This is a genomic window from Streptomyces sp. NPDC032721, assembly GCF_055579625.1.
The window spans coordinates 47,399-72,148 of the sequence record NZ_JBVIMX010000001.1; the positions used below are offsets into that span (position 1 = coordinate 47,399).

Below are 24,750 nucleotides of genomic sequence, written 5' to 3' on the forward strand. Positions count from 1 at the left end.
GCCCGGCTACGGTTGCCCCTGACTTGCCCCACGGAGAGCCGATGCCCGACATGAACAGCACCACCACCGCGCCCACCGCGTCCGCCCCTGGCGCCACCGCCGACCCGCCCGCCGAGGCCGTCGGCCCGCTGCTGCGCGGTCTCGACGTGCTGCGCGGGATCACCGAAGCGGGCGGCCGGCTGAGCCTGGGAGATCTCGTACGGTCCACCGGCCTCGCCCGCTCCACCGTCGACCGCGTCACCGGGACCCTGGCCCGGATGGGCCACCTCCGGCTGGAGGGCCGGGACGCCGTGCTCGCCCCGCGCCTGATGGAGCTCGGCAACGCCTACCTCGCGTCGATCCGCGTCCCCGCCCTGCTCGGCCCGCACGCCGAGCGCCTGGCGGACGCGCTCGACGAGTCGGTGTCACTGGCCGTGCCCGACCGGGACGGCATCCGCTTCGTCCACCAGTCGACGCGCCGCCGGGCGATGTCGCTGAGCTTCCGCATCGGTGACCTGCTGCCCGCCGAACGGACCGCGCCCGGCGCCCTGTTCGCCGCCGACTGGGACGGTGCCGCGTGGGACCGCTGGCGGGAGCGGCGCACCGCCGATCCGCAAGGGCTGGCCTTCCCCGCCGTACCGCCGCGGACGGACACCCCGGACGAGGCGCACTTCACGGACCGCGTCCGGGCCGCCGGGGAGCAGGGGTGGGCGCTGGACGACCAGTTGATCGAACCGGGTCTGGTCGCGCTGGCCCTGCCGGTACGGGACCCCGGCGGGCGGCCGGTGTGCGCGGTGAGCGTGGTCAGCCACACCAGTCGGCACGGTGCGGCTTCGCTGCGCGAGGCGATGCTGCCCCGGCTGCGCGAGGCGGTCGCCGCGATGGAGCGGGAGCTGCGCACGGCACCCGCCGCAGAAACCGCCAAGTCGGCCTCGCCGCTGGCGAGTTGGACCACCGCGTCGAAGCAGGAGCTGGGTGCCGGGTTCGTGGAGTCGCTCGCCCGGGGGCTGACGGTCCTGACGGCGTTCGGCGAGAGTGCGCCCGAGCTGACCCTGACGGGTGTCGCCGAGGCGTGCGGTCTGGCCAGGGCGACGGCGCGCCGGGCGCTGATCACGTTCGGGCACCTGGGGTACGTGGCGTCCGAGGGCGGGCTGTTCCGGCTGACGCCGCAGGTGCTCGCGCTCGGATTCCCGCCGCTGTCGCGCCGTACGCTGCCGCAGCTCGCGGAGCCGCATCTGGCGGACCTGTCGCGGCGGGTGCACGACTCGGCGTCCCTGTCCGTGCTGACCGGCGGGGAGATCCAGTACACCGCGCGGATCGCGACCAGCCGCATCATGAACGTCAACATCACGGTGGGCACCCGGTTCCCCGCGTACGCCACCTCGATGGGCCGGGTCCTGCTGGCCGACCTGCCCGCGGACGAGCGCGCCGAGCGACTGTCCGGCCTCGCGCCGCAGGCGCTGACCCGCCGCACGGTGACCTCCACGGACGAGCTCGCCGCGCTCCTGGAGAAGGTGCGCGAGGAGCAGTTCGCCCTCACCGACGGGGAGTTGGAGGAAGGGCTGCGCTCCATCGCCGTACCGGTGCGCGACCGTACGGGCCGTGCGGTGGCGGCCGTCAACGTCGCCATGCACAGCAGCCGCCGCAGCGCCGAGGAGTGCCGGACGGTGGTGCTGCCGGAGCTGCGGGCGGCGGCGGAGCGGATCGAGGCGGATCTGGCGGTGGCCGGGCGGTTCACCCGTACGGCGGCCTACTGAACCGGCCCCGGGAACGCACCCGTCGGGAATGCACCCGAACGGGCGCGCCCCGGTCCGGGGCGGCGACGTCACGGAGCCCTCGGTGCTGCGCGGCCCGGATCTCACCCGGTACGACCACGTGATCGTGGTGGCGGCGCACTGAGGCCGCAGGCCAGGACCGCCCTGACCGTCCCGCCCAACTGGACGTGTTTGTACGGGAATCGTGGGAAGGGACGTGGTGTTGGACCTCTCGTCACACCCGTACGCACGCACTCGGCCGAGACTCTCGGCTCACTACTCCCCCTCTCGAAGGAGCACACCCCATGGCACTCTCCCGCGCGGACCGCGAGAGCTTCCTGGCCGAGCCGTTCATCGGCGCCCTCGCCGTGGACGCGGGCCCCGGCAGGGCACCGCTGAACGTGCCCATCTGGTACCAGTACGCGCCCGGCGGCGACCTGTGGGTCCTGACCGGGACCGACTCCAGGAAGGCGGAGCTGATCCGGGCGGCGGGGCGGTTCACGATCATGGCCGACCGGCTGGAGCCGACGATCCGGTACGTGTCCGTGGAGGGTCCGGTGGAGGAGCGGCCCGGCACCCGCGAGGACCTGTACGAAATGTCCGCGCGCTACCTCCCGGCCGACAAGGTCGAGGCGTACGTCGACTTCTCGTGGAAGGAGCACGGGACGCCGTCGGTCTTCACGATGCGCCCGGAGCGCTGGATCAGCGCTGACCTGGGGTCCGTGTGACTCACGGGGCGCATTGACACCAGCAGGACGCAGGGATTCCGGATCTCAGGGCTGGCCCTGATGTGGGTCCCCTCGGGCCTGCATATGGTTGTTCTCACCGGCACCGTTCCGGGGACGACGACGGGGGAAGTACGGGGGTACACGGGGGAAGCGTCGTCCCGGAACGGTTTCCGGTGCTTCTTGCGGGCGGTCCGCATGCGCGTGCGCGTGCGGGCTGTCCGACCACTTCAGCCGGGTCAGGCCAGGCGGGTCAGGCGGGTCAGGCCCGAAGGTAAGTGAGTACGGCCTTGACCCTGCGGTGATCGTGGAGATCGGTCTCCAGCGCCAGCTTGGCGAAGATGTTGCGGACGTGGGTCTCGACCGTCTTGCCGCCGATGACCAGGGTGGACGCGATGGCGTCGTTGCTCCGGCCCTCCGCCATCAGCCCCAGCACCTCGCGTTCGCGTGCGGTGAGGTCGTCGAGCGGGCCCGGGGCGCGCGGGGTGTCCAGGAGCCGGGTCACCACTTCGGGGTCCAGGACGCTCTCGCCCGCCGCGACGCGCTTGAGTGCACCGCCCAGTTCGTCGATGTCGGCGACCCGCTCCTTGAGCAGGTAGCCGAAGCCGCGCGGATCCTGGGCGAGCGCCCGTACGGTGTCGGTCGTCTCCACGTACTGGGAGAGCAGCAGCACTCCGGTGCCGGGGTGGCTGCCCCGGATCCTGGCGGCGGCGACCAGGCCCTCGTCGGTGTGGGTGGGCGGCATCCGGATGTCGAGGAGCACCGCGTCGGGGCGGTGTTCGGCGACGAGGGCGGGCAGCTGCCCGGTGTCGCCGAGTGCGGCGGGGACCTCGAAGCCCGCGTCGGTGAGGAGTCGTACGATGCCCTGTCTGAGCAGCGCCGAGTCCTCTGCCACTATCACCCGCACGGGAGCTCCGCCCTGATTCTGGTCCCGCCACCTGCGGGAGAGTCCACGTGCAGTATCCCGTCCACCGCGGCCAGCCGGTCCGCCAGCCCCCGCAGTCCGCTGCCGTGCGCGGTGTCGGCGCCGCCGATGCCGTCGTCGACGGTCTCGACGACGAGGCGGCCCGCGTCGTACCTGGCGGAGACGCTGACCGCCCGGGCGCGGGCGTGCTTGGCCGCGTTGGCGAGTGCTTCGCAGACGGTGAAGTACGCGGTGGATTCGACGACCGGGTCGTAGCGCCTGGGTTCGGCGGCGACCACGACGGGCAGGGCGGCCTGCTGGGCGAGCGCGGTGAGTGCGGGGCCGAGACCCTCGCGGGTGAGGACGGCGGGGTGGATGCCGTGGGCGATGCCGCGCAGTTCTTCGAGGGCCAGCTTGAGGCTCTCCTCGACCTCCGCGACGGAGTGCCGCAGGGACGCGTCCGGGTGGCCGGCCAGGCCCTTGTCGAGGCGGCGCAGTGCCATCAGGGCGAAGACGAGGCGGGTCTGCGCGCCGTCGTGCAGGTCGCGTTCCAGCCGGCCGCGTTCGGCGTCGGCGGCGCGGACGATCCGTGAGGTGACCTCCTTGGCCTGGCTGCGCAGCGACAGGTTCTCCAGGGCGAGACGCAGCGCGGCGCCGACCGCTTCGAGGAGTTCGGGGTCCTCGTCGAGTGCGGGGTCGTGCTGGAGGAGGGCGAGAGGGGTGCCCCGGGAGGAGTCGACGCGGGTACGTCCGGGTCCCTGGGTGCGTCCGGGTCCCTGGATACGTCCAGCCTGGGCCCGCCCGGCGCCCTCGCCGCCCACGGTCTGGCCCGCCCCGTCCACGTAGGCGCCCTTCTCCTCCTGCCACAGGCCGAGCCGCAGCCCGGGGTCGCCGAGGACCCGGCCGAGGACCTCGCGCAGCCGGTCCTGGTCGGGGTCGGTGCCCAGGTCGATGACGAGGTCGCTGACCTCGGCGCGCTGCAGGCGCATCCGGAGCAGCCCGGTGAGGAAGGCGACCGGGACGGCGACCTGGGCGAGGTCGGAGAGCAGGAAGACGGCGTCCTGGAAGGTGCCGGACGGGGGTGCGGGCAGCAGCAGGAGCAGCAGGTCCCAGAGCAGGAAGGCGGAGGCGATGGCGATCGCGATCCAGGCGGGCAGCAGGGCCCGGCGGCGGGCGACGGACGCGTGCTGCCAGCGGCGGACGATCGCGAAGACGAGCACCAGGGACAGCACCCAGCCGAGCGACCGGTAGACGGTGTCGAAGGGGGTGAAGAGGTCGGCGAGGGCGGGGATGTGCAGGAGGTTGGGGCCGCAGCCGGTGCAGGAGAGGTACGTCGCTTCGACGGCGACGCGCGCCGGGTCGTAGGTCAGGGTGCGCAGCAGGCCGCCGACGGCGACGAGTCCGTACGAGAACCAGGTGAGGCGACGGGCGAGGGTGGAGCCGAGGCGGCCGTCGGGGAAGCTGAGGACGAGGTGGAGGAGGACGGCCATGTTGAGCGCCTCCCACCAGGCGCCGAGCGCGAACAGGGCGGGCACTCCGGTGCCCTGGAGGTTGCCGAGGAACCAGGCGATGCCCTCGGCGACCATCAGGGGGCCGGTGCGGTTGGCGGGCCGGTGCCACCAGGCGACGAGACCGCCGCCCGCGTACGCGAGTCCGACGGCGAGGTCGCGCACCACGTCGGTGGCGCTGCCGCCCGCCCGCAGGTACGCCCAGCTGCCCACGGCGGCCAGCGTGACCGCGACCAGGGTGGCCACGGCCATGAGTATCCGGGGCGGGCCGAGGTCGCCGGTGCTCAGCGGGGTGCCGGGGGTGCGTGGGGTGCCGGGGGTGCGGCTGGGGACGTGCTCCCGGTGCTGCCTGTTCACGGCCCACACGGTAGGCCATCCGTGGGCCTTCGGTGGGCCGGTGGGCCGGTGCGATCAGTCGCGGGAGTGCTCGCGGCGCCTGAACGTCGACACGGAGGACCCGCACGAAACGTACATACGGGAGCACGGAAGCGTACGGCGCGAAGGGACCCGACCTGCCCCCCGTACTCCTCCCCCGAGCCCGTACCGCTCCCCCCCCCCCCCGAGAAGGAACCACGGGCCCCGGCACGTCAGTGGTGCGCCGGGACCCGTGGCGTTTCGGGCGGGAACGCGGTGGTGCGGGTACCCGGGTACGCGCGGCCTCAGCAGTCCACGTGCGCCGTCAGCCGAATGTCGCGGGACGAGGCGCCGACGTACACCTTCCGGCGGCCCCCGGCCCGGGTCCACCGACCGCGACCGGTGTCCCAGTACGACAGCTGCCGTTCGGCGACCCGCACCGTGACGCGGCGCGACTCCCCCCGGCCGTGAGGAGGGCGGCGGTGGACCAGCGGCCCTCCTGGCCGACGTATCCGGCGTGCAGGATCGCGTCGACCTCGCGCCGCCACGGCATAGGAAATCGCCCCACCAGAAATTAGAGAACCTCAGAAGAGAGACTTTGCAACTTTCACCATGGCCATGATGTCAGAAGTATCACTGAGGCTTTTCCCATTTTCCTCGCCGCCGCATTCTCCGATTGCTTCGATTCCGGCACCGAGGGCGCATCCTCCCTCGAATTCGGCCACCGCACCGATACCCGTTTCCGCAGTTCCTGTAAGTATGCCAACAACCAGAGCCCGTGTTCCGCCTTTCAGGCAGGCCTCGCCGAATTTGGCCCAGGGAACCAGCCCCGTCAGGTCGATCCGGATGACCGGGTCGCGTTCGGGCGGTAGGAATTCTTCTCCTGGCCGGAGGGATCGGGGCTGGTGAAGCGTCCGATGCGCGGGTCGTAGTAGGAACGTCCGTCGTGGCAGCCATCGGAAGCTGACCTCCCGAACTTCCGGCCGTCGCCCAGCTCGGGAGCAGACCGTGCCGCTTGGGACTCACTCCTGCCGAGCACCAAGCCCATGCGCTTCTGCATACCGCTCACCGAGCCTGGGGTGGAATCGGTGACCGGCATGCGCGATGGCACCCAGTGTGGACCGCCTACCTGTTCCGTCCGCGACGGCGCTTCTCTACGTACGCCGACCTAACCCAGTATCGAAAACCGAGCAGCGCGATCACGACGAATACGGCAACAATGATTATTGTTGAGTCCACTTGCTCCTCCAATCCTCGCTTCTTCTCGCTGCCACATTCTCCGATTTATTCGCTTCCGGCCTGTGGGGCCTGTGGGGAAACCTTCTGACTTCCCCCACAGGTTAGTTTCATTTCTTTCGTGACCTGTTCCAAAGAATGAGAACAATCAGAATGATGATGCATCCAATGAACACTGCCGTCCCGTAAGGGCCCGCACTGTTGATTCCACTTCCAATGATCATGGCTTATCCTCTCCAGTGGGGCGTTGCGAAACTGCCACCAGAAAGGTCTTCTGGTGGCAGTGTAAGCAAGCCCGACAAGATCGAAATTCGCAATATCCCACCCCTTACTTCTTAAGTCGAACATATAAAGCCGCCGCGATGCCTATAACCACGACAATTGTGGCGATAATTGCACCGGACGCCCCGGTCAACGCCGCAAGAGTATTGCTTTCCATGTCACCCTCCGAGTATTAGATTCTCCGACTGGGGCGGCTGGTTGGCCGGGGAAGCGCGAAATCGCGCTCCCCCGGCCCAATTATTTAGCCCCAGGCGTCCATTCCTTCTTCCTCGGCCTTGTCACCCACATAGTCCCCCACCTTGAAACACGCAGCTCCCACTGCGGCACCACCGATCCCGCCCGTGGGCGCTCCAGCGGCAACGGCAACAGTTACGCAAGCGGATTCCGTGAGTGCACCAGCGGCCATTCCTGCCCCAATGGCGGCAGCTTTCCCGTATTGGCCGTTCGCGAGGGCACCGACAGCTTCTGCGCAATAGAGGCCCACAGCTTTCGTGGCACCCTTGAGTGCCCCCGCTATGCTCAATGTTCCCTTGGGGTCGATCCGGTTGACGGGGTCGCCTTCGGCGTAGAGGTAGGGGTTTTTCTCCTGGCCGGACGGATCGGGACTGGTGAAGCGCCCGATGCGCGGGTCGTAGTAGCGGGCCCCGTAGTGGTACAGCCCGGTCGGGTCCTGGTAGCCGCCCGCGTAGCGGTAGGGCTGCGGGGCTTGTTGGGGGAAGGTGCCGTCGACGCCGCGGGGCTGTAGCGGTACTCGTTGACCTTTGCGCCGGTCTCGTCTGCCGTCGCGATGACGGAGCCGAGTGCGTCGGTGAGGTAGTAGTACGCCTTGCCTCCGGTCGTCATGGAGGTCAGGGTGCCCCCGGGCTCCCGGTTGAATCCCATGTCCCCGCTGGGATCGGTCTTTGCGGACAGGCCGAGGGGGCCGTTGTGCATGGTGGTGTCGCCGTAGAAGAGGCGTTCGGACTGGTCGGTGGAACCGTACAGACCGGTGTAGGTCTTGCCGCCTACGGTGACCGACACCGCCCGACCCGCCCGCGACGCAGTTCGACGGCTACCTGCCGAAACCGTGCCTGCTCAACCCGGAGCAGGTCACCGAGTACCCGGACCACCGGGAACTGAGCAAGGAACTCCAGGGACAGATCGAGAACTGGAGCCCGTGGGAGATCACCGAGGAAGGCTCGGACCACGAGGCGTCCCCGCAAGGGTTCTACGACGACGCCCTGTCCGCCGCACCCGGCTGGAAGCTCGGCGGCCGGCCCCGCTGGAATGCCACCGACCCGCACCCGCGCCCTTGCCCCGAATGCGGTACCGAGATGGACGCGTTGCTGACCATCGCCTCATTCGAAAGGAACGGGAAGGACTGCCCCTGGTTCGCACACCGAGAACCGGACAACCCACCTGCCGACTTCGACCCCGTGACGCCCACGGCGGTCCAGATCGGCAGCGGCTACGACCAACAGCTCTACGTCTGCCCGGCCGCACCGGAGCATCCCCACATCGAGCTAATGCACTAGACCACTTCATTCGGATCATCTGATCGCCGGATGGTGTGCGGTGCGTTCCAGGCCAGCCTTGCCGGCCGTCTGCCGCAGCGCGGGATTGTGGTGACGGTCGGCAAGTTGTGCGGCGACGCCGATGAGGTCGGTGTGACAGGCCCGTGAAGATCGCCGCCTTGAACTCTGAGGCCTATGGGGCAGCGGTCGTCCTGTTCTGCCACCTCGACCGGCGGGTGGCGCCCGGACGGTGGGGGCGGGGGGGATGTACCTGCAAACAGTCGTGCTGCTACTGAGGGCGGAAGGGGTGCACAGCTGCCCTCAGGCGATGTGGACGATGTACCGCACGACCGTCAGCCAAACAGCCGGGCTCGACCGCCGGTCCGGTCTCCTACGCTCGTGCGCAGGAGACTTCGGGCATCAGCGCAACCGACACCGGGAACCGACACCGAACGGGCGTGAGGTCCGACCGCGAAGTCTCCCAGAACAATTTGTGAGAACGGCCGCGCGCGACGCCCGTCGCCCGAAGATGCCCGGTGTGTCTGACCTCATTCCCCGGCGGTGGCGCGCTGACCTCCAAGCCCGACGCCCGCCCCGACGTCGACACCGGCTACCCACCTCTGCGCAGACCACGAGTGGACCATCGCCCCTTCGGCGACAGCCGCCGGTAACTCAGCGTTCCCGTACGCCACCTCGCGCGGCATGCGGTACGCCTCCCTCCCGCGTCCACGCAAGAGATCGACGGACTGATGCCGTGGCAGGAACGTTCAACAGCCGAACACAGTGCGGGAACCGGCCACTCCCGGGCACTGTGCCGCGACCCGTCCCGCGTCCAGCCCTGCGCAGTGTGATGCTCAACGCGCCCGGGAAATCCCCCACTTCGGCGGATCGTCACTACGCTCGAAAGTCCCTGTAGCAACCATGGAAAGAAACGGGGTGGGCGTCGTGGTGAAGCCTCCGTCGGACCAGCCGTCCCAGCCGGCCCTGGCAGCCCTCCCGGACCAGCCCGAGGACTGGACGGAGCCCGGTGCCCACCGGGTGAGCGAGGGGGTCCACCGGATCCCGCTGCCGCTGCCCGATCCCGCGCTGCACGCCGTCAACGTCTACCTGATCGAGGACCCGCAGGGCCCGGTCCTCGTCGACTCCGGCTGGGCGGGACCCAAGACGCAGAAGGCCCTCGACGAGGCGCTGCACACCCTGGGGCACGGGCTGGGCGACCTCTCCCAGATCCTGGTGACGCACGCCCACTGGGACCACTACACCCAGGCGCTCGCGCTGCGCGAGTTGATGGGCGCGCGCGTCCGCATCGGGCGCGGCGAGCGGCACTCCATCGAGGGCTTCGACCTGTCGCGCGGTCCCTTCCCGCACCAGGCGGCGCTGCTGCGGGCCTGCGGGGCAGGGGAGTTGGGCGACCGCATCGACGCTCTGCCGGTTTCTGAGGAGGAGTGGGCGATGCCGGTCGGCCCGCCGGATGCCTGGCTGGACGACGGCGAGCACGTCGCGCTCACGGACCGGCGGCTGACCACGCTCGCCACTCCCGGGCACACCCGGGGCCACGTGGTGTTCGGGGATCCGGCGGCCGGACTGCTGTTCGCCGGGGACCACGTACTGCCGCACATCACTCCGTCCATCGGCTTCGAGTGCGTACCGGAGAAGTTCCCGCTGCGCTCGTACCTGGAATCCCTGCGGCTGGTACGGGAGTTGCCGGACGCGCTCCTGCTTCCCGCGCACGGCCGGGTGACGAACGGGGTGCACACCCGGGTCGACGAACTCCTCGCCCATCACGAGGAGCGGCTGGACGCGGTGGCCGGGGAAGTGCGTGCGGGGGCCGGTACCGCGCTCGCCGTGGCCGAGGCCCTGCCGTGGACCCGCCGCAGGCGCAGGCTCGACGAACTGCCCGAGCTGCACCGGATGCTGGCGATCCTGGAGGTTGACGCCCACCTGGACGTACTGGCGGAGACCGGGGTGCTGGACAGGGAGTGGGTGGCGGGGGTGCGCCGGTTCGCCGTGCGGGCGTAGCGGCCGTAGCAGCCACAGGTGCCGCGGCACCAAGCATTCAATTCTCTGTGCCGCCCCGGCGAGTTCGTGACAGGATGCTGCCTCCGCGATCACTCCTGCCACAGGGAGACCGGATGTCCCAGGGCTCCAGCACCACTCCCGCCGGCCAGGCGGAGATCGCCGCGTTCGTACGGGACTGCTGGCAGCGGGACGCGGCCCGGCCGCTGCCCGTACTCGTGCTGCTCGGGCGGCCCGGCAGCGGCAGGACGTACGCCCTGGACCATTTCGGGCGCGAGGCGGCGAGCGGTATCACCGCCCGGATCGACTACGCGCCGCTGCCCGTCCAGCGGCCGTACGAGATGGCCGTGCACCTGGCGTTCCTGCTGGCCCGCAAGCACTCGCGGGTGCGCCCGCCGCGCTTCCCCCGGCTGATGCTGGGCCTGCTGGCGCTGAATCTGCGCGATCTGCCGCTGGACAACCGCGACGCCGCCCGCAAACAGCTCAAGACGGCGCTGAGCAGTGCCCGCAGCAGCGCCGCGGTCCAGGCCGCCGAGACGGCCGGCGGGGTCATCGACGACCTCGGCCTCTCCCCCGTGCCGAACCTGGAACTGGCCGCCGGGCTGCTGGTGCGCGGCTTCACCCACCTCCCGGTGGCCACCGCCCTCAACCGGGCGCTGGTCGGTTACGGGCGGGGCAGCGCCAAGGAGGGCATCGACGCCCTGATAGAGCTCAACCGGCGCCACCGCAGCGGTGTCGAGGCCGATGCGGACTTCGTCGACCGGGAGCTGTGCGAGGTGTTCCTCGACGACCTCACCGCCTCGTTCGGCGGCCGTGGCCGGCTCTACAACTGCCTCGCCCTGCTGGACAACATCGGCCGTCCGCACGTCACCGCCTTCCTGGAGACGTTGTGCGGGCTACGCGCGGAGAAGGCCCGTTCGGGGGTGTACGACCCGTTGCTGATCGTCGCCACCGCCGCGTCCACGCGCGCCGTTCCCGGGCCCAGCGACGGCACGCCCGGCGATCCGCACATCCGGCTGCCCGAGGACCTGTCGTACCGGGCGTGGAACCCGCGCGCGGACGCGGCGCCGCCGGACTGGTGGTGTCCGGTGCGGCTGCGCGACCTGGACGAGGTCGAGGTCGGGCTTGAGGCCACGCGGTACGAGAGAGAGCGCGCCGCCCGGCACACCGGGCCCCCGGAGCCGTGGGTGCTGCCCGCCACCACCCCGCTGATCCACCGCCTGACGTACGGGCACCCGTGGAGCGTGCGCACCCTGCACGAGGTGCTGGCGGAGCTGCGCTCGGGCGGTCCGGCCGAGAGTGATCTGCGCGGGCTGCTGGCGGTGCGTCCGCCGGGTCTGGGGGTGCCGCTGACCGATGTCGTACGGGCCAGGCTGCTCGCCGGGTTCACCGAGGACCAGCAGGCGGCGGCCCTGCTGATGGCTGCCGCCCGCACCCCCAAGTCGGCGGTCAACGCCGGGTTGTTGAACGATCAGCCCGAGCACGCCAGGGACACGGTGATACGGGAGCTGCGCGAGCGGCTCTGGCTGTCGCGGCGGGTTCCGGAGGACGCGCACACCCGGGGCGGGCGCGGCCCGTCCGGGTATCTGCTGCCGCAGGCGGGCAGCCGGGGCGAGAGCGCCGTCGACTCGACGTTCGACACGCAGCCGGTGCTGCATCCGTGGCTGCGGCTGCTGCTGCTCGACCGGCTGACGGATCCGGCGTGCGGATCCCTGGAGGGCTGGCGGCGGCTGCACGAGCTCCTCGCCACCTGGCACGAGCGCCACCACCAGCCGCTGGACGGCCTCTACCACCGGCTCGCGAAGGGCGAACTCCAGGTGGTGGTCGACCACTTCACGGCCGGGGTGGCGCGCGCGGACCTGGTGCCGTGGCTGCGCGAGCTGTACCACGTGACGGCGGCGCCGATGTACTCGGCGTGGCTGTCGGACGCGGTCCCGCAGCGGCAGGCGAGCGAGATCGCCCGCGAGCTGGCCCCGGCCGCGTACGACGACGAACGGCTCGGCAGACCGCTGGCCGAGCTGTGCGCGGCGCTGTGGCTGGCGGGTGATCCGCGCAACCGGCTGCCGCTGGGGCGCCCCGAGCTGAACCACAAGATCAGCGCGAAGCTGCGGCAGGTGGCGGCCGTCGCGGACGCGGACGCGGACACCCTGCTGGACGAGGCGGCCCGGTACACCGACTGACGTGCCGTCAATTTCATTGATCCATCGATTTGCTGAGCGAGAGGAGTCCGCCCATGGGGTGGCTGCGCGGGAACCGGGAGCGCCGCTCCGGCTGGGTGGGCGAGCTGCCTCCGTGGTGGCGGCGCTGGCCGGGCAACGCCCTCTCCGCCGTGGCGCTGGTCGCCCTGGTGGCGGGTGGCCTGGTGTGGTGGCTGTGGCCGGATCCGCCGGTGGACACGTCGTGCGCCACGGGCGTCGAGCGGGTCGAGGGCGCGTGTGTCGGCGTGACCGACGGTTCGCACCACTTCGACGGGAAGAACCTCGGGTCGCTCTTCGAGCGGATCCACACCGAGAACGCCGCCGTCGCAAAGGAGTCGGCGCGGAAGGGCGGAGTGAGCCACGTCAGCATCGTCTATCTGATGTCGATGGTGCCGAAGGACAAGGACACCAATACGCCCGACTCGATCCGGCACGAGATCCAGGGTGCGTACACGGCGCAGATGGAGGCCAACCGCACCAACAAGTACGGCGACAGCCCGAAGATCAAGCTGCTTCTCGGACACCTCGGCAGCAGCGCGGCGCAGGCCGACGCCACGCTGGAGCAGATCCGAAAGCGTACTGCGCAGGAGCGCATCGTCGCGGTGGCCGGGCTGGGCACCAGTACCCGGGCCACCGAGGGAGTGATCCGGCGGATCACCGCTCCCACGTCCACCGGCGGGCTTCAACTCGCTGCCGTGGGTTCGGTGTTGACCGCTGACACGCTCGCCCAGGTGCCGGGCCTCGTGCGGGTCGCACCGGTCAACTCGGACGAGGCATCGGCCGCCGCCGCGTTCCTGCAGCAGAAGGAGTATCGGAAGAAGCGGGTGCTGGTCGTGCAGGACGAGAGTCCCAACGACCACTACACGCGGACGCTGGGCGGCAAGTTCCTGGCCGCGCTGCCCCGTGACCGGCTGGCCGGGGAGCCGGAGATGTACAACTCGGCGGAGGACGGGGTGGCCACCGCCTTCAAGACCCGGATGTCGACGATCTGCGCGGCCAAACCGGACGTCATCTACTTCGCGGGCCGCGGCGTCGACCTGCCCCGCTTCCTGGCGCCGCTCAAGGACCGTCCGTGCCGGGACGACCGCCAGGTGCTGGTGATCTCCGGCGACGACGCCTCGCAGACGGCTCAGGCGGCCGGGTTCCAGGACATCAAGGACACCCTGGAGACCGGCAACGTGCGGCTCGTTTACACGGGTCTCGCGCACCCGGGCAGCTGGCAGCTGCGGCCGGAGGTCTACCCGGGGGCGGCGATGCCGTCGTTCGGTCCGGACGGGCGGTTCCGCAACGAGTTCAAGGAGGAGGCGCTGGATGACGGACAGGCCATCATGGGCCATGACGCGGTACTCACCGCGGTGGCCGGGATCCGCATGGTGGCGGAGAACTCGGAGAACAACAACGGGACGGTGAGCGGCTCGGAGGTCATCCAGATCTGGCGTTCGCTGCACGGTCCGGAGACGGTGCGCGGTGCGAGCGGCATGATCTCGCTGGGCCGGGACGGCTCGCCGGAGCGGAAGGCGGTGCCGATAATCGAGATCTCGGCGGATGGGCGGGTCTCCACGCTCGCGGTGTCGGCGCAGGGCGGGAAACCGCTGACGGAGCGGGACGCCGGACAGTAGGGCGGCGGCCGGACCCACGGCAGTCCTCGGCCCGGCCCAGGAGAGTCCTCAGCCCGCCGTGCGCCGCAGCCGCGCCGGGTCGGTCCGTTGCAGGGCTGCCTGTGTGTCCAGCTCCCAGCCCATCCGGTACGCCTCGTCGAAGGGTCCGTCGCCGAGTGCGGTCCTGGCCCGCCGGCCCAGTGCGCGGACCTGCGGTTCGGTGCGGTCGTGGGCCCCGCGCAGCCTGGCCGCCGCGCCGAGGACGACGGCCACCTCGCGGTACTGCCCGTACAGCGCGGCCAGCCCTGCCACGGTCACCGCCACCGCGGCCAGGATCGGCATGTCCTTGCTGGCGACCGCCGCCGCATGGGCGCGGCGCAGCGCGTCCTCGGCGCCCGGTCCGTCGCCGAGCTCCACGCAGAGCGCGGCCCGCACCATGCCCGTCATCGCCTGCCCGTGGCCGCCCGCGTGCGGGAACTGCTCGGCCAGCGCCCGCTCGGCGGACTCGATCAGCTCGCGCGCCCGGTCGGGTTCGCCGTGCCGCACCCACAGCCCGGCCTCCAGCGCGTCGACGACGATCGCCATCTCGGGGGACGAGGAGCGCAGCACGCGTTCCCGCGCGGCGGGGATCGTGGCGGCGGCCCGTGCGGGGTCGTCGAGCCGTACGGAGAGGTTGATGCGGCGCAGGTCGATGAAGACCGCGTCGCCGAGGCCGACCGACCCGAACTCGCCGACCAGCCGCTGGGCTTCGTCCAGGTCGGCCAGCGCACCGTCGAGGTCGTGCTGTCGCTCCTGGTCGGTGTCAACGACATGGGCTGGCACACCCTGGACCCGGAGGGCCGGGTGATCCCGGCGACGGAGTTCGAAGCGGGTTACGACCGGCTGCTCGCACCCCTCGCCGAGGCGGGCACGCAACTGATTCTCATCGAGCCGTTCCTCCTGCCGGTCCGGGGCACCATCCAGGCGGGTCACGCACTCGTCGGAGAGGCCGAACGCAAGGAGTGGCGCGCGGACCTGAACCCCAAGATCGCGGCGGTACGAAACCTCGCCCGCAAGTACGGAGCCCAACTGCTCGCCGCAGAAACCCTGTTCGCCACCCTCTCGGCGAAGACCGCCCCCGAGCACTGGTGCGCCGACGGCGTGCACCCCACCCCGGCCAGCCACGCGGCACTCACGAAGGCCTGGCTCCGCCTGGTCGCCTGACCGGTTCTCCGACCGGCCGTCAGCTCGGGGAGGGGCCCGTATACGGGCCCCTCCCCCACCACCACCATCCCCCCACGCACCCACCCCGCCCCGAAATACGTGTGTTACGCACCGAGCCGGGCCCCGAAACACCCGCCCCCTACCGTCACGGCCCACGGGTCCCGCACCAGCGCCCCGCGAGCCAACTCCCAGCCCCCACCCTCCCCCTGGAGACACCGTGACGGTCGATCAGACCCCCGCCGTCGAGCCCGGGCACGCACCATCCGCCACTCCCTCCGCCCCTGAGCCGGGCCGCCCGGCCGCTCAGGAGACCCTGGAGGACTACACCCTCCGATTCGCTCCGCGCAGCTACCGGCGCTGGACCCCCGCCGTGGTCGGCGCCTCCGCGCTCGGCGGGATCGCGTACATGGCCGACTTCTCCATCGGTGCCGGGATCGGCATGACCCACGGCACCGGCAACGCCCTGCTCTCGATCCTCGTCGCCGCCGCCGTCATCTTCGTCTCCGGCATCCCGCTCGCCTACTACGCGGCCCGCTACAACCTCGACCTGGACCTGATCACCCGTGGATCCGGCTTCGGCTACTACGGCTCCGTGATCACCAGCGTCATCTTCGCCAGCTTCACCTTCATCTTCTTCGCCACCGAGGGCGCCATCATGGCGCAGGGTCTCAAGTTCGCGCTGGGGATGCCGCTTGGGGCGGGTTACGCGCTGTCCACCGTCGTCATCATCCCCCTCGTCATATACGGGATGAAGGCGCTCACCAAGCTCCAGTCGTGGACGAATCCGCTGTGGATCGTGCTGATCGTCGCTCCCCTGGTGTACGTCGTGGCGACGGAGCCGGACTCGGTCGGCCGGTTCCTGTCGTACGAGGGCAGCTCGGGCGGTACGGGGATCTCGACGGCGGCCGTGATGCTGGGTGCGGGCGTCTGCCTCTCGCTGCTGGGGCAGATCGGCGAGCAGATCGACTACCTGCGCTTCATGCCGCCCAAGACCGACTCCAACAAGCGCTCCTGGTGGACCGCGACGATGCTCGCCGGTCCCGGCTGGGTGGTGTTCGGCGCGCTGAAGCAGGCGATCGGCGTCTTCCTCGCGGTGTACATCGTGGACGCGGTGGGCGTGGCGGCGGCCGTCGAGCCGATCGAGCAATTCACCGCCGCGTTCAAGCAGTTGATGCCGGGCTGGCTGGTTGTGCCGCTCGCGCTGCTGCTCGTGGTGCTCAGCCAGGTCAAGATCAACGTCACCAACTCCTACTCCGGCTCGCTCGCCTGGACCAACTCGTACACCCGGGTCACCAAGCACTACCCCGGCCGCATCGTGTTCGTGCTGGTCAACCTGGGCATCTCGCTCGTGTTGATGGAGGCGAACATGTTCGCCTTCCTCAACAACGTCCTCAGCTTCTACTCGAACTGCGCGATGGCCTGGGTCGTCACCGTCGCCACCGACATCGCCGTCAACAAGTACCTCCTGAAGCTGTCGCCGAAGCAGCCCGAGTTCCGCCGGGGGATGCTGTACGCGGCCAACCCGGTCGGCCTCGTCTCCTTCCTGGCGTCCTCGCTGCTGTCCATCGCCGTGTACTTCGGCCTGTTCGGCGACGCCCTCCAGCCGTACTCGCCGCTGGTCGCGGTGGTGGTGGCCGTGCTCCTGACGCCCGCCATGGCCGTCCTCACCAAGGGCCGTTACTACCTGCGCCGCACGGACGACGGCATCGAGGAGCCGCTGCTCGACGCGGACGGCAACCCGAGCGCGACGACGTACGACTGCGTCGTCTGCGAGCAGCCCTTCGAGCGGCCCGACGTCCTGGCGAGCGCCGTGGGCGGGGTGATCTGCTCGCTGTGCCTGTCGACGGACCGCGAGGGCAGGCACGTACTGCCGGCGCAGCCGCACTGAACCGACCGGTCAGCGGCTCCAGAGGTACTCGGCCGCCGCGTCCAGCAGCCAGTCCACCAGGTATCCGGCGTAGGACGCGCGCACCAGGACCCAGAACCCGCCGCCGGGTTCCCCCCTGGCCACCAGCACGACCTGGGTACGGGCGAGGGTGGTCTGCGCGCACCGGCCCGCACCGAAGGCGCGGGGGTGCAGGTCGAGCGGGCAGCCGTGGGCCAGCAGGTCGCGGGCGCGGGGGCCCGCGACGAGGAGGGTGGTGCGCTGGGCGGACACGTCGGTGACGGCGACGGGTTCGCCGTCGGTGGCGGCCCGGATCCGGCCCTCCAGGTCCGGTCCTGTCCCGGGCGGCCCGACCACCAGCCACTCGTCGGGCCCGAGCCACAGGGCTGCCAACTCCCGCTGCCGTACAAGGGTGTTGGGTTCGACCGGCAGGGCGAGCCCCAGCGCGAGCCCGGCGGCGTCCGCTGCCGGGCCCTTCGCGTCGAGGCGTACGTCGACCTGGCCGAGGAAGGGGAGTTCGGCCAGCCGGACCTCCCCTTTGGAGGTACGGGTCGCGGCGGCAAGGCGGTCGGCGGGGCCGCCGGCCAGGGGGCTGCGGCCCAGGGCGGTGTCAGCCATCGCGGCGGGCTCCTTCGGGGTCGTACAGGACGGGACTCGCCACGGTCACCGGGACCATGCACCCGGCCACCGGTGCGTACAGCCGCTGCCCGACCCGCTCCCGGCCGCCCTTGACGAGGGCGAGCGCGAAGGTCCTGCCGAGGGCGGCGCTGCGGTAGCTGGAGGTGACGTGGCCGAGCATCGGCACTGGTGGGGCTGGCAGTTGGGCGTCGGCCACCAGCTGGCTGCCCTCGGGGAGGAGGGTGCCGGGTTCGTCGGGGAGGAGCCCGACCAGGTGTTTGCGGTCGGGGCGGACGGCGTCGGCGCGGGCGAAGGACCGCTTGCCGATGAAGTCGGGCTTCTTCTTCGACACCGCCCAGCTCATGCCGAGGTCGTACGGGGTGACGGTGCCGTCGGTGTCCTGGCCGATGATCGGGTACCCCTTCTCCGCGCGCAGGACGTGCATGGTCTCGGTGCCGTACGGGGTGATGCCGTACGGGGCACCGGCGGCGCGCAGCGCGTCCCAGAGGGTGTGGGCGTGCCAGGGGGACACGTTGATCTCGTACGCGAGCTCGCCGGAGAAGCTGATGCGGCAGACCCGTGCGGCGAGCCCGGCGACGGCCGCCGCGCGCCAGGCCATGAAGGGGAAGCTGTCGCGGTCGACCGCCAACTCCGGTGCCAGGGTGCCCAGTACGTCCCGGGAGCGGGGTCCGGCCAGGGCGACGGTGGCCCACTGCTCGGTGACGGACGTGCAGTGGACGCGCAGCCCGGGCCACTCGGTCTGGAGCCACTCCTCCGTCCGGTCGAGGACGGCGGCGGCGTTGCCGGTCGTGGTGGTGAGCAGGAAGCGGTCGGGGGCCAGGCGCATCACGGTGCCGTCGTCGAAGACCGTCCCGTCGGGGTTGCACATGACGCCGTACCGGATCATGCCGACCTTGAGGCTGCTGATCAGGTTGGTGTAGAGCCGGTCGAGGAGAACGGCGGCGTCCGGTCCCTGGACGTCGATCTTGCCGAGGGTGGAGGCGTCCATGAGCGCGACGGCGGTACGGGCCGAGGCGCATTCGCGCAGGACGGCGTCCGCCATGTCCTCCCCGGGGCGGGGGTAGTAGCGGGGCCGCTTCCACTGGCCGACGTCCTCGAAGACGGCGCCGTGCGCGACGTGCCGCTCGTGCAGCGCGGTCACGCGGACCGGGTCGTGCAGGGCGCCGCGGTGCCGTCCCGCGAGGGCGGCGAAGGACACGGGGGTGAAGGGCGGCCGGAAGGTGGTCGTGCCGAGTGCGGAGACGTCCACCCCGAGGAGTTCGGCGACGACGCCACCGGCGAGGACGCCGGAGGTCTTGCCCTGGTCGTTGGCGGTGCCCGCGGTGGTGTAGCGCTTGGTGTGTTCGAGGGAGCGCAGCCCGGCGCCGGTGGCGCGGGCCAGGTCGTCGACGGTGACGTCCCGCTGGAGGTCGACGAAACGGGGCGCACGCTCGTGACCCGGCGCGTCGTCGTCCGGCACCAGGAAGAGGTGCGCGGCGGGGGTGTGCGGTTCGGCGCTCACTCGGGGGAGGCGGGGCGCCCGGGCGGTATACCCCTCGGCCTCGACCGCCCGGGCGCCTGCGGCCGCACCCTGGGCGAGGACGCCGGGCAGGTCGAGGACGCCGTTGGCGCTGCCCGCGACTTCGACGGCCTGACGGCAGGTGTCGGGGACGAAGGAGCCGAGCTCCGGGTCGTGGCGGACGGCGCCGCCCGCCTGGCTGAAGAGGTGGGTGACGGGGTTCCACCCGCCGGAGACGAGGAGGAGGTCGGCGGCGAACTCGCGGTGGGCGGGGCTCGGGGTGGGGGTGGCGGTGGCCTTCCGGCCGTACGGGGCGACGGTGACACCGGTCAGCCGGGCCGCGGCGGGGGGCGTTCCGCCTGCCACGCCGCCCGCCGTACCGCCCGCTGCGCCGCAGCCCGGACCGCCCGACGCGCCGCCGCCCGTACCGCCCGACGTGCCGCCTGCCGCGCCACCCTCCGCTCGGCCCGCCGCGCCACCCTCCGTACCGGTGACCACGTGGCCCGTCAGCACCTCGATGCCCGCCGCGCGGGCCCGCCGCGCCCACTCCCCCGCGTCGGCGCGTGCGTCGACGATCGCCGCCACCTCCGCCCCGGCCGCCGCGAGGTCCAGCGCGGCGGCGTACGCGCTGTCGTTGGCGGTGAAGACGACGGCGCGGCGGCCGGGCAGTACGCCGTAGCGGTGGACATAGGTACGGGCGGAGGCCGCGAGCATCACCCCGGGGCGGTCGTTGTCGGCGAAGGCGAACGAGCGTTCGTGGGCGCCGGTGGCGAGGACGACGCGGCGGGCGCGGATGCGGTGGACGCGTTCGCGGGAGACGTGGGCGGGGGCGTCGGCGCCGAGGTGGTGGGTGCGGCGTTCGACGGCGAGGAGGTGGTTGTCGTCGTAGTGGCCGAAGACGGTGGTGCGGAGCAGCACGCGGACCTCGGGTGCGGCGGCGAGCAGTGCCCCGGTCTCCCTTACCCAGCCGGGGAGTTCGCCCGTGCCCAGCAGGCTGCCGCCCAACTCGCTTCCGCCGTCGGCGAGTACGACGCGGGCGCCGCTGTGTGCGGCGGCCGACGCGGCGGCGAGTCCGGCCGGGCCCGCGCCGATCACGAGCAGGTCGCAGTGGACGTGGACGGCGTCGTAGCGGGCCGGATCCGGGGTGGTGGCGAGCCGCCCCCGGCCTGCGAGAGCGCCCGCGACCAGGCCGTCGTGGAGTTCGACGGTGGTGGCGGGGAGCATCGGTTCGGGGAAGGGCGCTTCGATCTGGACGAGGGCGTTGGGTTCCTCGACGCCCGCCGAGAAGATGCCGCGCGGGCGGCCCAGGGTGATACTCGTGGCGGTGTGGACGACGCCGTGGGCGAGGAGTGCGGAGGCGAGCGTGTCGCCGCGCAGGCCGGTGTACTCCGTACCGTCGAAGGTGAAGCGCAGGGGCGGCTCGTCGCGCCGGACCCGGCCGCCGGTGGCCAGGCGGAACGGCTGGGGGCCACCCGCCTCGTCCCCGCGCGAGTCCGCCGGGCGCGCGTCCCCCGGCCGGTACACGGCCAGCACCTGGTTGGTCCTCGTGTCGCGCACCACGTGGAACCACCTTCGGCAGCCCGCCGCATGGCACCAGCTCTCCGCGAACGGGCCTCGCGGGTTGGCCCGGAAGAAGAGGTAGCGGGCCCAGTCCGCGTCGCTCAGGCCCGCCGGGTCCTCCGGGTACGGCACGTGTGCCTGTCCCCCGTAGTGGAACTCGGCTTCGTCGCGGGGCCCGCACCACGGGCAGGGAATCAGCAGCATGGGTTCAACCCCCTCTCTTGTGGGCGCTCTAGTGGGCGACGGCGGCCGCGCCGTGCTCGTCGACGAGCGCGCCGGTGGTGAAGCGGTCGAGCGAGAACGGGGCGTTCAGCGGATGCGGCGCGTCGTGGGCGATCGTGTGGGCGAGGCACCACCCGGCCGCCGGGGTCGCCTTGAACCCGCCGGTGCCCCAACCACAGTTCAAATAGAGCCCGTTGACGGGTGAGAGCCCGATGACCGGCGACGCGTCGGGGGTGATGTCGACGATGCCGCCCCACGTCCGCACCACATGGGCGCGCGCGAAGACCGGGAAGAGCTCCAGTGCCGCCGCCATCTGCTCCTCGATGACATGGAAGGCACCGCGCTGGGCGTAGGAGTTGTACGGGTCGATGCCCGCGCCCATCACCAGCTCGCCCTTGTGCGCCTGACTGACGTACACATGGACCGCGTTGGACATGACGACCGTCGGGTGCACCGGCTCCAGCAGCTCCGAGACCAACGCCTGCAACGGGTGTGTCTGCAAGGGCAGTTCGATGCCCGCCATGCCCGCGAGGACCGAGGTGTGCCCCGCCGCGCACAGCGCCACCTTCCGCGCCGCGATCGGCCCGAGCGAGGTCCGTACGCCCACCACCCGGCCGGCCACCACGTCCAGCCCTGTCACCTCGCAGTCCTGGATCAGGTCGACTCCGGCGGCGTCGGCGGACCTGGCCAGCCCCCAGGCCACGTGGTCGTGCTTGGCGATGCCCGCGCGCGGCTGGAACGTGCCGCCCATGACCGGGTGGCGCACGTCCGGCGAGGTGTCGACGATCGGGCAGACCTCCTTCACCTGCCGTTCGTCGAGCCACTCCGCGTCGACGCCGTTGAGCCGGTTCGCCTCGACCCGGCGCACGCTGTCGCGGACGTCCTGGAGGCTGTGGGCGAGGTTCAGCACGCCGCGCTGCGAGAAGAGCAGCGGGTAGTCGAGCTCCTCCTCCAGTCCTTCCCACAGTTTGAGCGCGTGCTCGTAGATGCCCGTGCTCTCGTCCCGGAGGTAGTTGGAGCGGATGATGGTGGTGTTGCGGGCCATGTTGCCGCCCGCCAGCCAGCCCTTCTCCAGTACGGCGACGTCGGTGATGCCGTGGTTCTTCGCCAGGTAGTGGGCGGTGGCGAGGCCGTGTCCGCCGCCGCCCACGACGACCACGTCGTACGACCGCCGCGGCTCGGGCGTACGCCACAGCCGGTCAGGGTGTCTGGCGCTACGCACGGAGTCGCTCCATCGCCGGGTCGAACAGGGGCTCCTCGGCGACGACTGCCGCCACTCGGCGGTCGAAGTAGCCGATGCTCACCGGGGTTTGAGGGACCGCCAGTTCGGCGGGAAGCCAGGCATAGGCGATGCCCTTGCCGATGGTGTGGCCGTACGCGGCGCTGGTGACGTACCCCACCGCGCGGCCGTTGCCGTCGTACACCGGTTCCTTTCCCATGACGACGTCATGCGGATCGTCGATGGTGAGGCAGGCCAGCCTGCGCCGTACCCGCGTCCTGCGCCGCTCCAGGGCCGCGCTCCCGATGAAGTCCGTCTTGCCGGATTTCACGGCGAAACCGACTCCGGCCTCGTACGGGTCGTGCTCGAAGGTCATGTCGGTGCCGAAGGCGCGGTAGCCCTTCTCCAGGCGAAGGCTGTTGAAGGCGCCCCGGCCGGCGGCGATTCCGCCGAGCGGCCCGGCCGCCCGCCACAGCGTGTCCCACAGCGTGGGGCCGAGGTCGGCGGTGGTGCAGAGCTCCCAGCCGAGTTCCCCGACGTAGCTCAGCCGCATGGCCGTGACGGGTACGGATCCGATGTGGGCCCGCGTAGCCCGGAAGTACTTCAGTCCGGTTGCCGAGAAGTCCGTCTCGGTGAGTGGTTGCAGGACCTCGCGGGCGAGCGGGCCCCACAGGCCGATGCAGCAGGTTCCGGGGGTGAGGTCGCGCACCTGGACCGTGCCGTCGGCGGGCAGGTGGCGGGTGAACCAGGCGAGGTCGAGGTTGCCGTTGACGCCGGCCTGGAAGCGGTCGTGGGCGAGCCTGGCGACGGTGATGTCGCTGCGGATGCCGCCGTCGACGTCCAGGAGGAGGGTGTACGTCACGGAGCCGACCGACTTGTCGACCTTGCCGGTGCACAGCCGTTCCAGGAACGCGGCGGCGCCCGGTCCCGCGACTTCGACGCGCCTGAGGGCGGTCATGTCGTAGAGGGCGACGGTCTCCCGGGTGACCTGTGCTTCGGCGCCCACGACGGGTGACCAGTGGCGGGCGGCCCAGGCATGGGGCTCGGGGATGGAACGGCCTTTCAGGAGGCGGGAGTTGGACTCGTACCACTGCGGTCGTTCCCAGCCGCCCGCCTCCAGGAAGTGGGCGCCCAGCTCCTGCTGGCGGGCGTAGAAGGGGGTGGTGCGCAGTGGCCGTGGGTCGCCCGGGGGCTGGAGGGGGTGCGGGATGTCGTAGATCTCGGTGAAGTTGCGGCAGGCGCGGGCGCGGACGTACTCCGGGGCGAGCTGGTGGGGTTCGAACCGGTTGAGGTCGCATTCGTGGAGGTCGAAGGAGCCGCAGTGGCCGTCGACCAGCCATTCGGCGAGTGCCTGGGCGACTCCGGCGGAGTGGGTGACCCAGACGGCCTCGGCGACCCAGAAGCCGCGGAGGTCAGGGGATTCGCCGAGGAGCGGGAATCCGTCGGTGGTGAAGGAGAAGAGCCCGTTGATGCCTTCCTCGATCTTGGCTTCCCGGGTCGCGGGGAGCAGCGAGCGGGTCTCGGCCCAGGCGTCCGCGAAGTCGTCCTCGGTGAACTCCAGGACGGACGGCATGCCGTCGGCGGTGTCCACCGACAGGATGTCGTCGGCGGACACCGGCATCGGGCGGTGCCCGTAGGAGCCGATGCCCAGGCGGTCGTGGCAGTCGCGGTAGTAGAGGTCGGCGTCCTGGTGGCGCAGGATCGGGCGGACGGCCTCCTCGGTCTGGCCGGCCAGGGCCGGTACGGGTCCCGTCCAGGCCAGTTGGTGGGCGAGCGGGGTGAGCGGGAGGTTCGTGCCCGCCATGCGGGCGATCCTCGGGCCCCAGATTCCGGCGCAGCACACGACGAGGTCGGCGGGCAGTTCGCCCCGGTCGGTGCGGACGCCGGTCACCCGGCCCCCCGCCCGCGTGAGGTCGAGGACCTCGTGGCGGTCGAGGACGCGGACGCCGCGCGCGGTGGCCCTGCGGAGCTGGGCCTCGACGGCGAGGACGGACCTGGCGAGGCCGTCGGTCGGTACGAGGAGGCCGCCGAGCACCCTGGCCGGGGCGAGCAGCGGGTGCCGTTGGACGCACTCGGTGGCGTCGACCACCTGGGAGTCGATACCCCAGGCGGTGAGCCAGCCGTGGCGGCGGTGCAGTTCGGCGAGCCGCTCGGGGGTGGTGGCCACTTCGAGGCCGCCGACCTGGAGGAAGCAGGGCTGCCCGTCGACGTCGAGGGAGCGGAACTTCTCGACGGTGCGGCGGGCCAGCCCGGTCATCGTCTTCGACGCGTTCGCCTGGAAGACCAGTCCGGGAGCGTGCGACGAGGATCCCCCGGCGGCGGGCAGTGGCCCCTGGTCGACCACCGTCACCTCGCTCCAGCCGCGTGCGGAGAGCTCGTCGGCGAGCGCCGCTCCCACCACTCCCGCTCCGATGATGACCACTCGGGGTCCTGCCATCGCCGCACCTCCCGGCTCGTAGCTCTCCGCTCGACCCGCC

General features: G+C 71.4%; 17 protein-coding genes and 1 pseudogene. 9 read left to right on the forward strand and 9 right to left on the reverse strand.

All coding sequences use genetic code 11. The features are described from left to right. Positions 1-41 precede the first annotated feature (41 nt). Positions 42-1,736, forward strand: a complete 1,695-nt coding sequence (locus tag ACZ5PB_RS00195; protein ID WP_468686446.1) for an IclR family transcriptional regulator domain-containing protein — start codon at positions 42-44, stop codon at positions 1,734-1,736. Positions 1,737-2,038: 302 nt separating this feature from the next. Continuing rightward, on the forward strand, positions 2,039-2,461 hold the full coding sequence (locus ACZ5PB_RS00200) for a pyridoxamine 5'-phosphate oxidase family protein (protein ID WP_468686447.1): 423 nt from the start codon (positions 2,039-2,041) through the stop codon (positions 2,459-2,461). A gap of 259 nt (positions 2,462-2,720) precedes the next feature. Here the strand turns inward: ACZ5PB_RS00200 and ACZ5PB_RS00205 are convergent, their stop codons facing one another. From ACZ5PB_RS00205 to ACZ5PB_RS00220, 4 genes are all read right to left on the reverse strand, one after another. Then, positions 2,721-3,359: a LuxR C-terminal-related transcriptional regulator gene (locus tag ACZ5PB_RS00205; protein WP_468688192.1), complete on the reverse strand. Its 639-nt coding sequence runs from the start codon at positions 3,357-3,359 to the stop codon at positions 2,721-2,723. Continuing rightward, the gene (locus ACZ5PB_RS00210; protein WP_468686448.1) at positions 3,356-5,227 is read right to left on the reverse strand and encodes a sensor histidine kinase; all 1,872 of its coding nucleotides are present in this window, start codon (positions 5,225-5,227) and stop codon (positions 3,356-3,358) included. The genes ACZ5PB_RS00205 and ACZ5PB_RS00210 overlap by 4 nt, the downstream gene beginning before the upstream one ends. A 302-nt stretch (positions 5,228-5,529) precedes the next feature. Beyond that, positions 5,530-5,772, reverse strand: a complete 243-nt coding sequence (locus tag ACZ5PB_RS00215) for a fibronectin type III-like domain-contianing protein (RefSeq protein ID WP_468686450.1) — start codon at positions 5,770-5,772, stop codon at positions 5,530-5,532. Positions 5,773-6,983: 1,211 nt separating this feature from the next. Continuing rightward, positions 6,984-7,619, reverse strand: a complete 636-nt coding sequence (locus ACZ5PB_RS00220) for an RHS repeat-associated core domain-containing protein (RefSeq protein WP_468688194.1) — start codon at positions 7,617-7,619, stop codon at positions 6,984-6,986. 436 nt (positions 7,620-8,055) lie between these two features. On the opposite strand from ACZ5PB_RS00220, the gene ACZ5PB_RS00225 reads away from it, so the two are divergent. From ACZ5PB_RS00225 to ACZ5PB_RS00245, 5 genes and pseudogenes are all read left to right on the forward strand, one after another. Further along, a complete protein-coding gene (locus ACZ5PB_RS00225; RefSeq protein WP_468686452.1) occupies positions 8,056-8,256 on the forward strand; it encodes a hypothetical protein in 201 nt (66 codons plus the stop codon). Between the two features lie 134 nt (positions 8,257-8,390). Next, positions 8,391-8,629 (forward strand): annotated as a pseudogene (locus ACZ5PB_RS00230) (nitroreductase family protein); the annotation flags it as partial. Positions 8,630-9,156: 527 nt separating this feature from the next. Beyond that, entirely contained in the window at positions 9,157-10,254 is a 1,098-nt protein-coding gene (locus ACZ5PB_RS00235) for an MBL fold metallo-hydrolase (protein ID WP_468686453.1), read from the forward strand. Between the two features lie 113 nt (positions 10,255-10,367). Beyond that, complete coding sequence (locus ACZ5PB_RS00240; protein ID WP_468686455.1) at positions 10,368-12,431, forward strand: hypothetical protein; 2,064 nt, start codon at positions 10,368-10,370, stop codon at positions 12,429-12,431. Positions 12,432-12,484: 53 nt separating this feature from the next. After that, positions 12,485-14,068 (forward strand): ABC transporter substrate-binding protein, encoded by a 1,584-nt coding sequence (locus tag ACZ5PB_RS00245; RefSeq protein ID WP_468686457.1) that lies wholly within the window; start codon positions 12,485-12,487, stop codon positions 14,066-14,068. A 48-nt stretch (positions 14,069-14,116) separates the two neighbouring features. Here ACZ5PB_RS00245 and ACZ5PB_RS00250 read toward each other — a convergent pair whose 3' ends face one another. Continuing rightward, positions 14,117-14,869: a hypothetical protein gene (locus ACZ5PB_RS00250; protein WP_468686459.1), complete on the reverse strand. Its 753-nt coding sequence runs from the start codon at positions 14,867-14,869 to the stop codon at positions 14,117-14,119. Between ACZ5PB_RS00250 and ACZ5PB_RS00255 the strand changes: the two genes are divergently transcribed. Both ACZ5PB_RS00255 and ACZ5PB_RS00260 read left to right on the forward strand, forming a co-directional pair. After that, positions 14,828-15,250, forward strand: coding sequence for a GDSL-type esterase/lipase family protein (locus ACZ5PB_RS00255; protein ID WP_468686460.1), 423 nt, complete (start codon positions 14,828-14,830; stop codon positions 15,248-15,250). The genes ACZ5PB_RS00250 and ACZ5PB_RS00255 overlap by 42 nt on opposite strands. 217 nt (positions 15,251-15,467) lie before the next feature. After that, entirely contained in the window at positions 15,468-17,138 is a 1,671-nt protein-coding gene (locus ACZ5PB_RS00260) for a purine-cytosine permease family protein (RefSeq protein ID WP_468686461.1), read from the forward strand. Positions 17,139-17,147: 9 nt separating this feature from the next. On the opposite strand, the gene ACZ5PB_RS00265 is transcribed toward ACZ5PB_RS00260, so the two are convergent. Genes ACZ5PB_RS00265 through ACZ5PB_RS00280 form a run of 4 tightly spaced genes read right to left on the reverse strand, consistent with a single transcriptional unit; the run spans position 17,148 to position 24,710 of the window. Next, positions 17,148-17,753 (reverse strand): sarcosine oxidase subunit gamma, encoded by a 606-nt coding sequence (locus ACZ5PB_RS00265; protein ID WP_468686462.1) that lies wholly within the window; start codon positions 17,751-17,753, stop codon positions 17,148-17,150. After that, a complete protein-coding gene (locus ACZ5PB_RS00270) occupies positions 17,746-21,036 on the reverse strand; it encodes a sarcosine oxidase subunit delta (protein ID WP_468686464.1) in 3,291 nt (1,096 codons plus the stop codon). Before ACZ5PB_RS00270 ends, ACZ5PB_RS00265 begins: the two co-directional genes overlap by 8 nt. A gap of 28 nt (positions 21,037-21,064) precedes the next feature. Next, positions 21,065-22,276 (reverse strand): sarcosine oxidase subunit beta family protein, encoded by a 1,212-nt coding sequence (locus ACZ5PB_RS00275; protein WP_468686465.1) that lies wholly within the window; start codon positions 22,274-22,276, stop codon positions 21,065-21,067. After that, entirely contained in the window at positions 22,269-24,710 is a 2,442-nt protein-coding gene (locus ACZ5PB_RS00280; protein ID WP_468686466.1) for a GcvT family protein, read from the reverse strand. The genes ACZ5PB_RS00275 and ACZ5PB_RS00280 overlap by 8 nt, the downstream gene beginning before the upstream one ends. Positions 24,711-24,750: the final 40 nt, after the last annotated feature.

Bases quoted from the DNA above. Each gene is read 5' to 3' on its own strand.
- ACZ5PB_RS00240 (WP_468686455.1), top strand. From the start codon at position 10,368: ATGTCCCAGGGCTCCAGCACCACTCCCGCCGGCCAGGCGGAGATCGCC.
- ACZ5PB_RS00245 (WP_468686457.1), top strand. From the start codon at position 12,485: ATGGGGTGGCTGCGCGGGAACCGGGAGCGCCGCTCCGGCTGGGTGGGC.
- ACZ5PB_RS00265 (WP_468686462.1), bottom strand. From the start codon at position 17,753: ATGGCTGACACCGCCCTGGGCCGCAGCCCCCTGGCCGGCGGCCCCGCC.
- ACZ5PB_RS00270 (WP_468686464.1), bottom strand. From the start codon at position 21,036: ATGCTGCTGATTCCCTGCCCGTGGTGCGGGCCCCGCGACGAAGCCGAG.
- ACZ5PB_RS00225 (WP_468686452.1), top strand. From the start codon at position 8,056: ATGGACGCGTTGCTGACCATCGCCTCATTCGAAAGGAACGGGAAGGAC.
- ACZ5PB_RS00235 (WP_468686453.1), top strand. From the start codon at position 9,157: ATGGAAAGAAACGGGGTGGGCGTCGTGGTGAAGCCTCCGTCGGACCAG.
- ACZ5PB_RS00200 (WP_468686447.1), top strand. From the start codon at position 2,039: ATGGCACTCTCCCGCGCGGACCGCGAGAGCTTCCTGGCCGAGCCGTTC.
- ACZ5PB_RS00195 (WP_468686446.1), top strand. From the start codon at position 42: ATGCCCGACATGAACAGCACCACCACCGCGCCCACCGCGTCCGCCCCT.
- ACZ5PB_RS00280 (WP_468686466.1), bottom strand. From the start codon at position 24,710: ATGGCAGGACCCCGAGTGGTCATCATCGGAGCGGGAGTGGTGGGAGCG.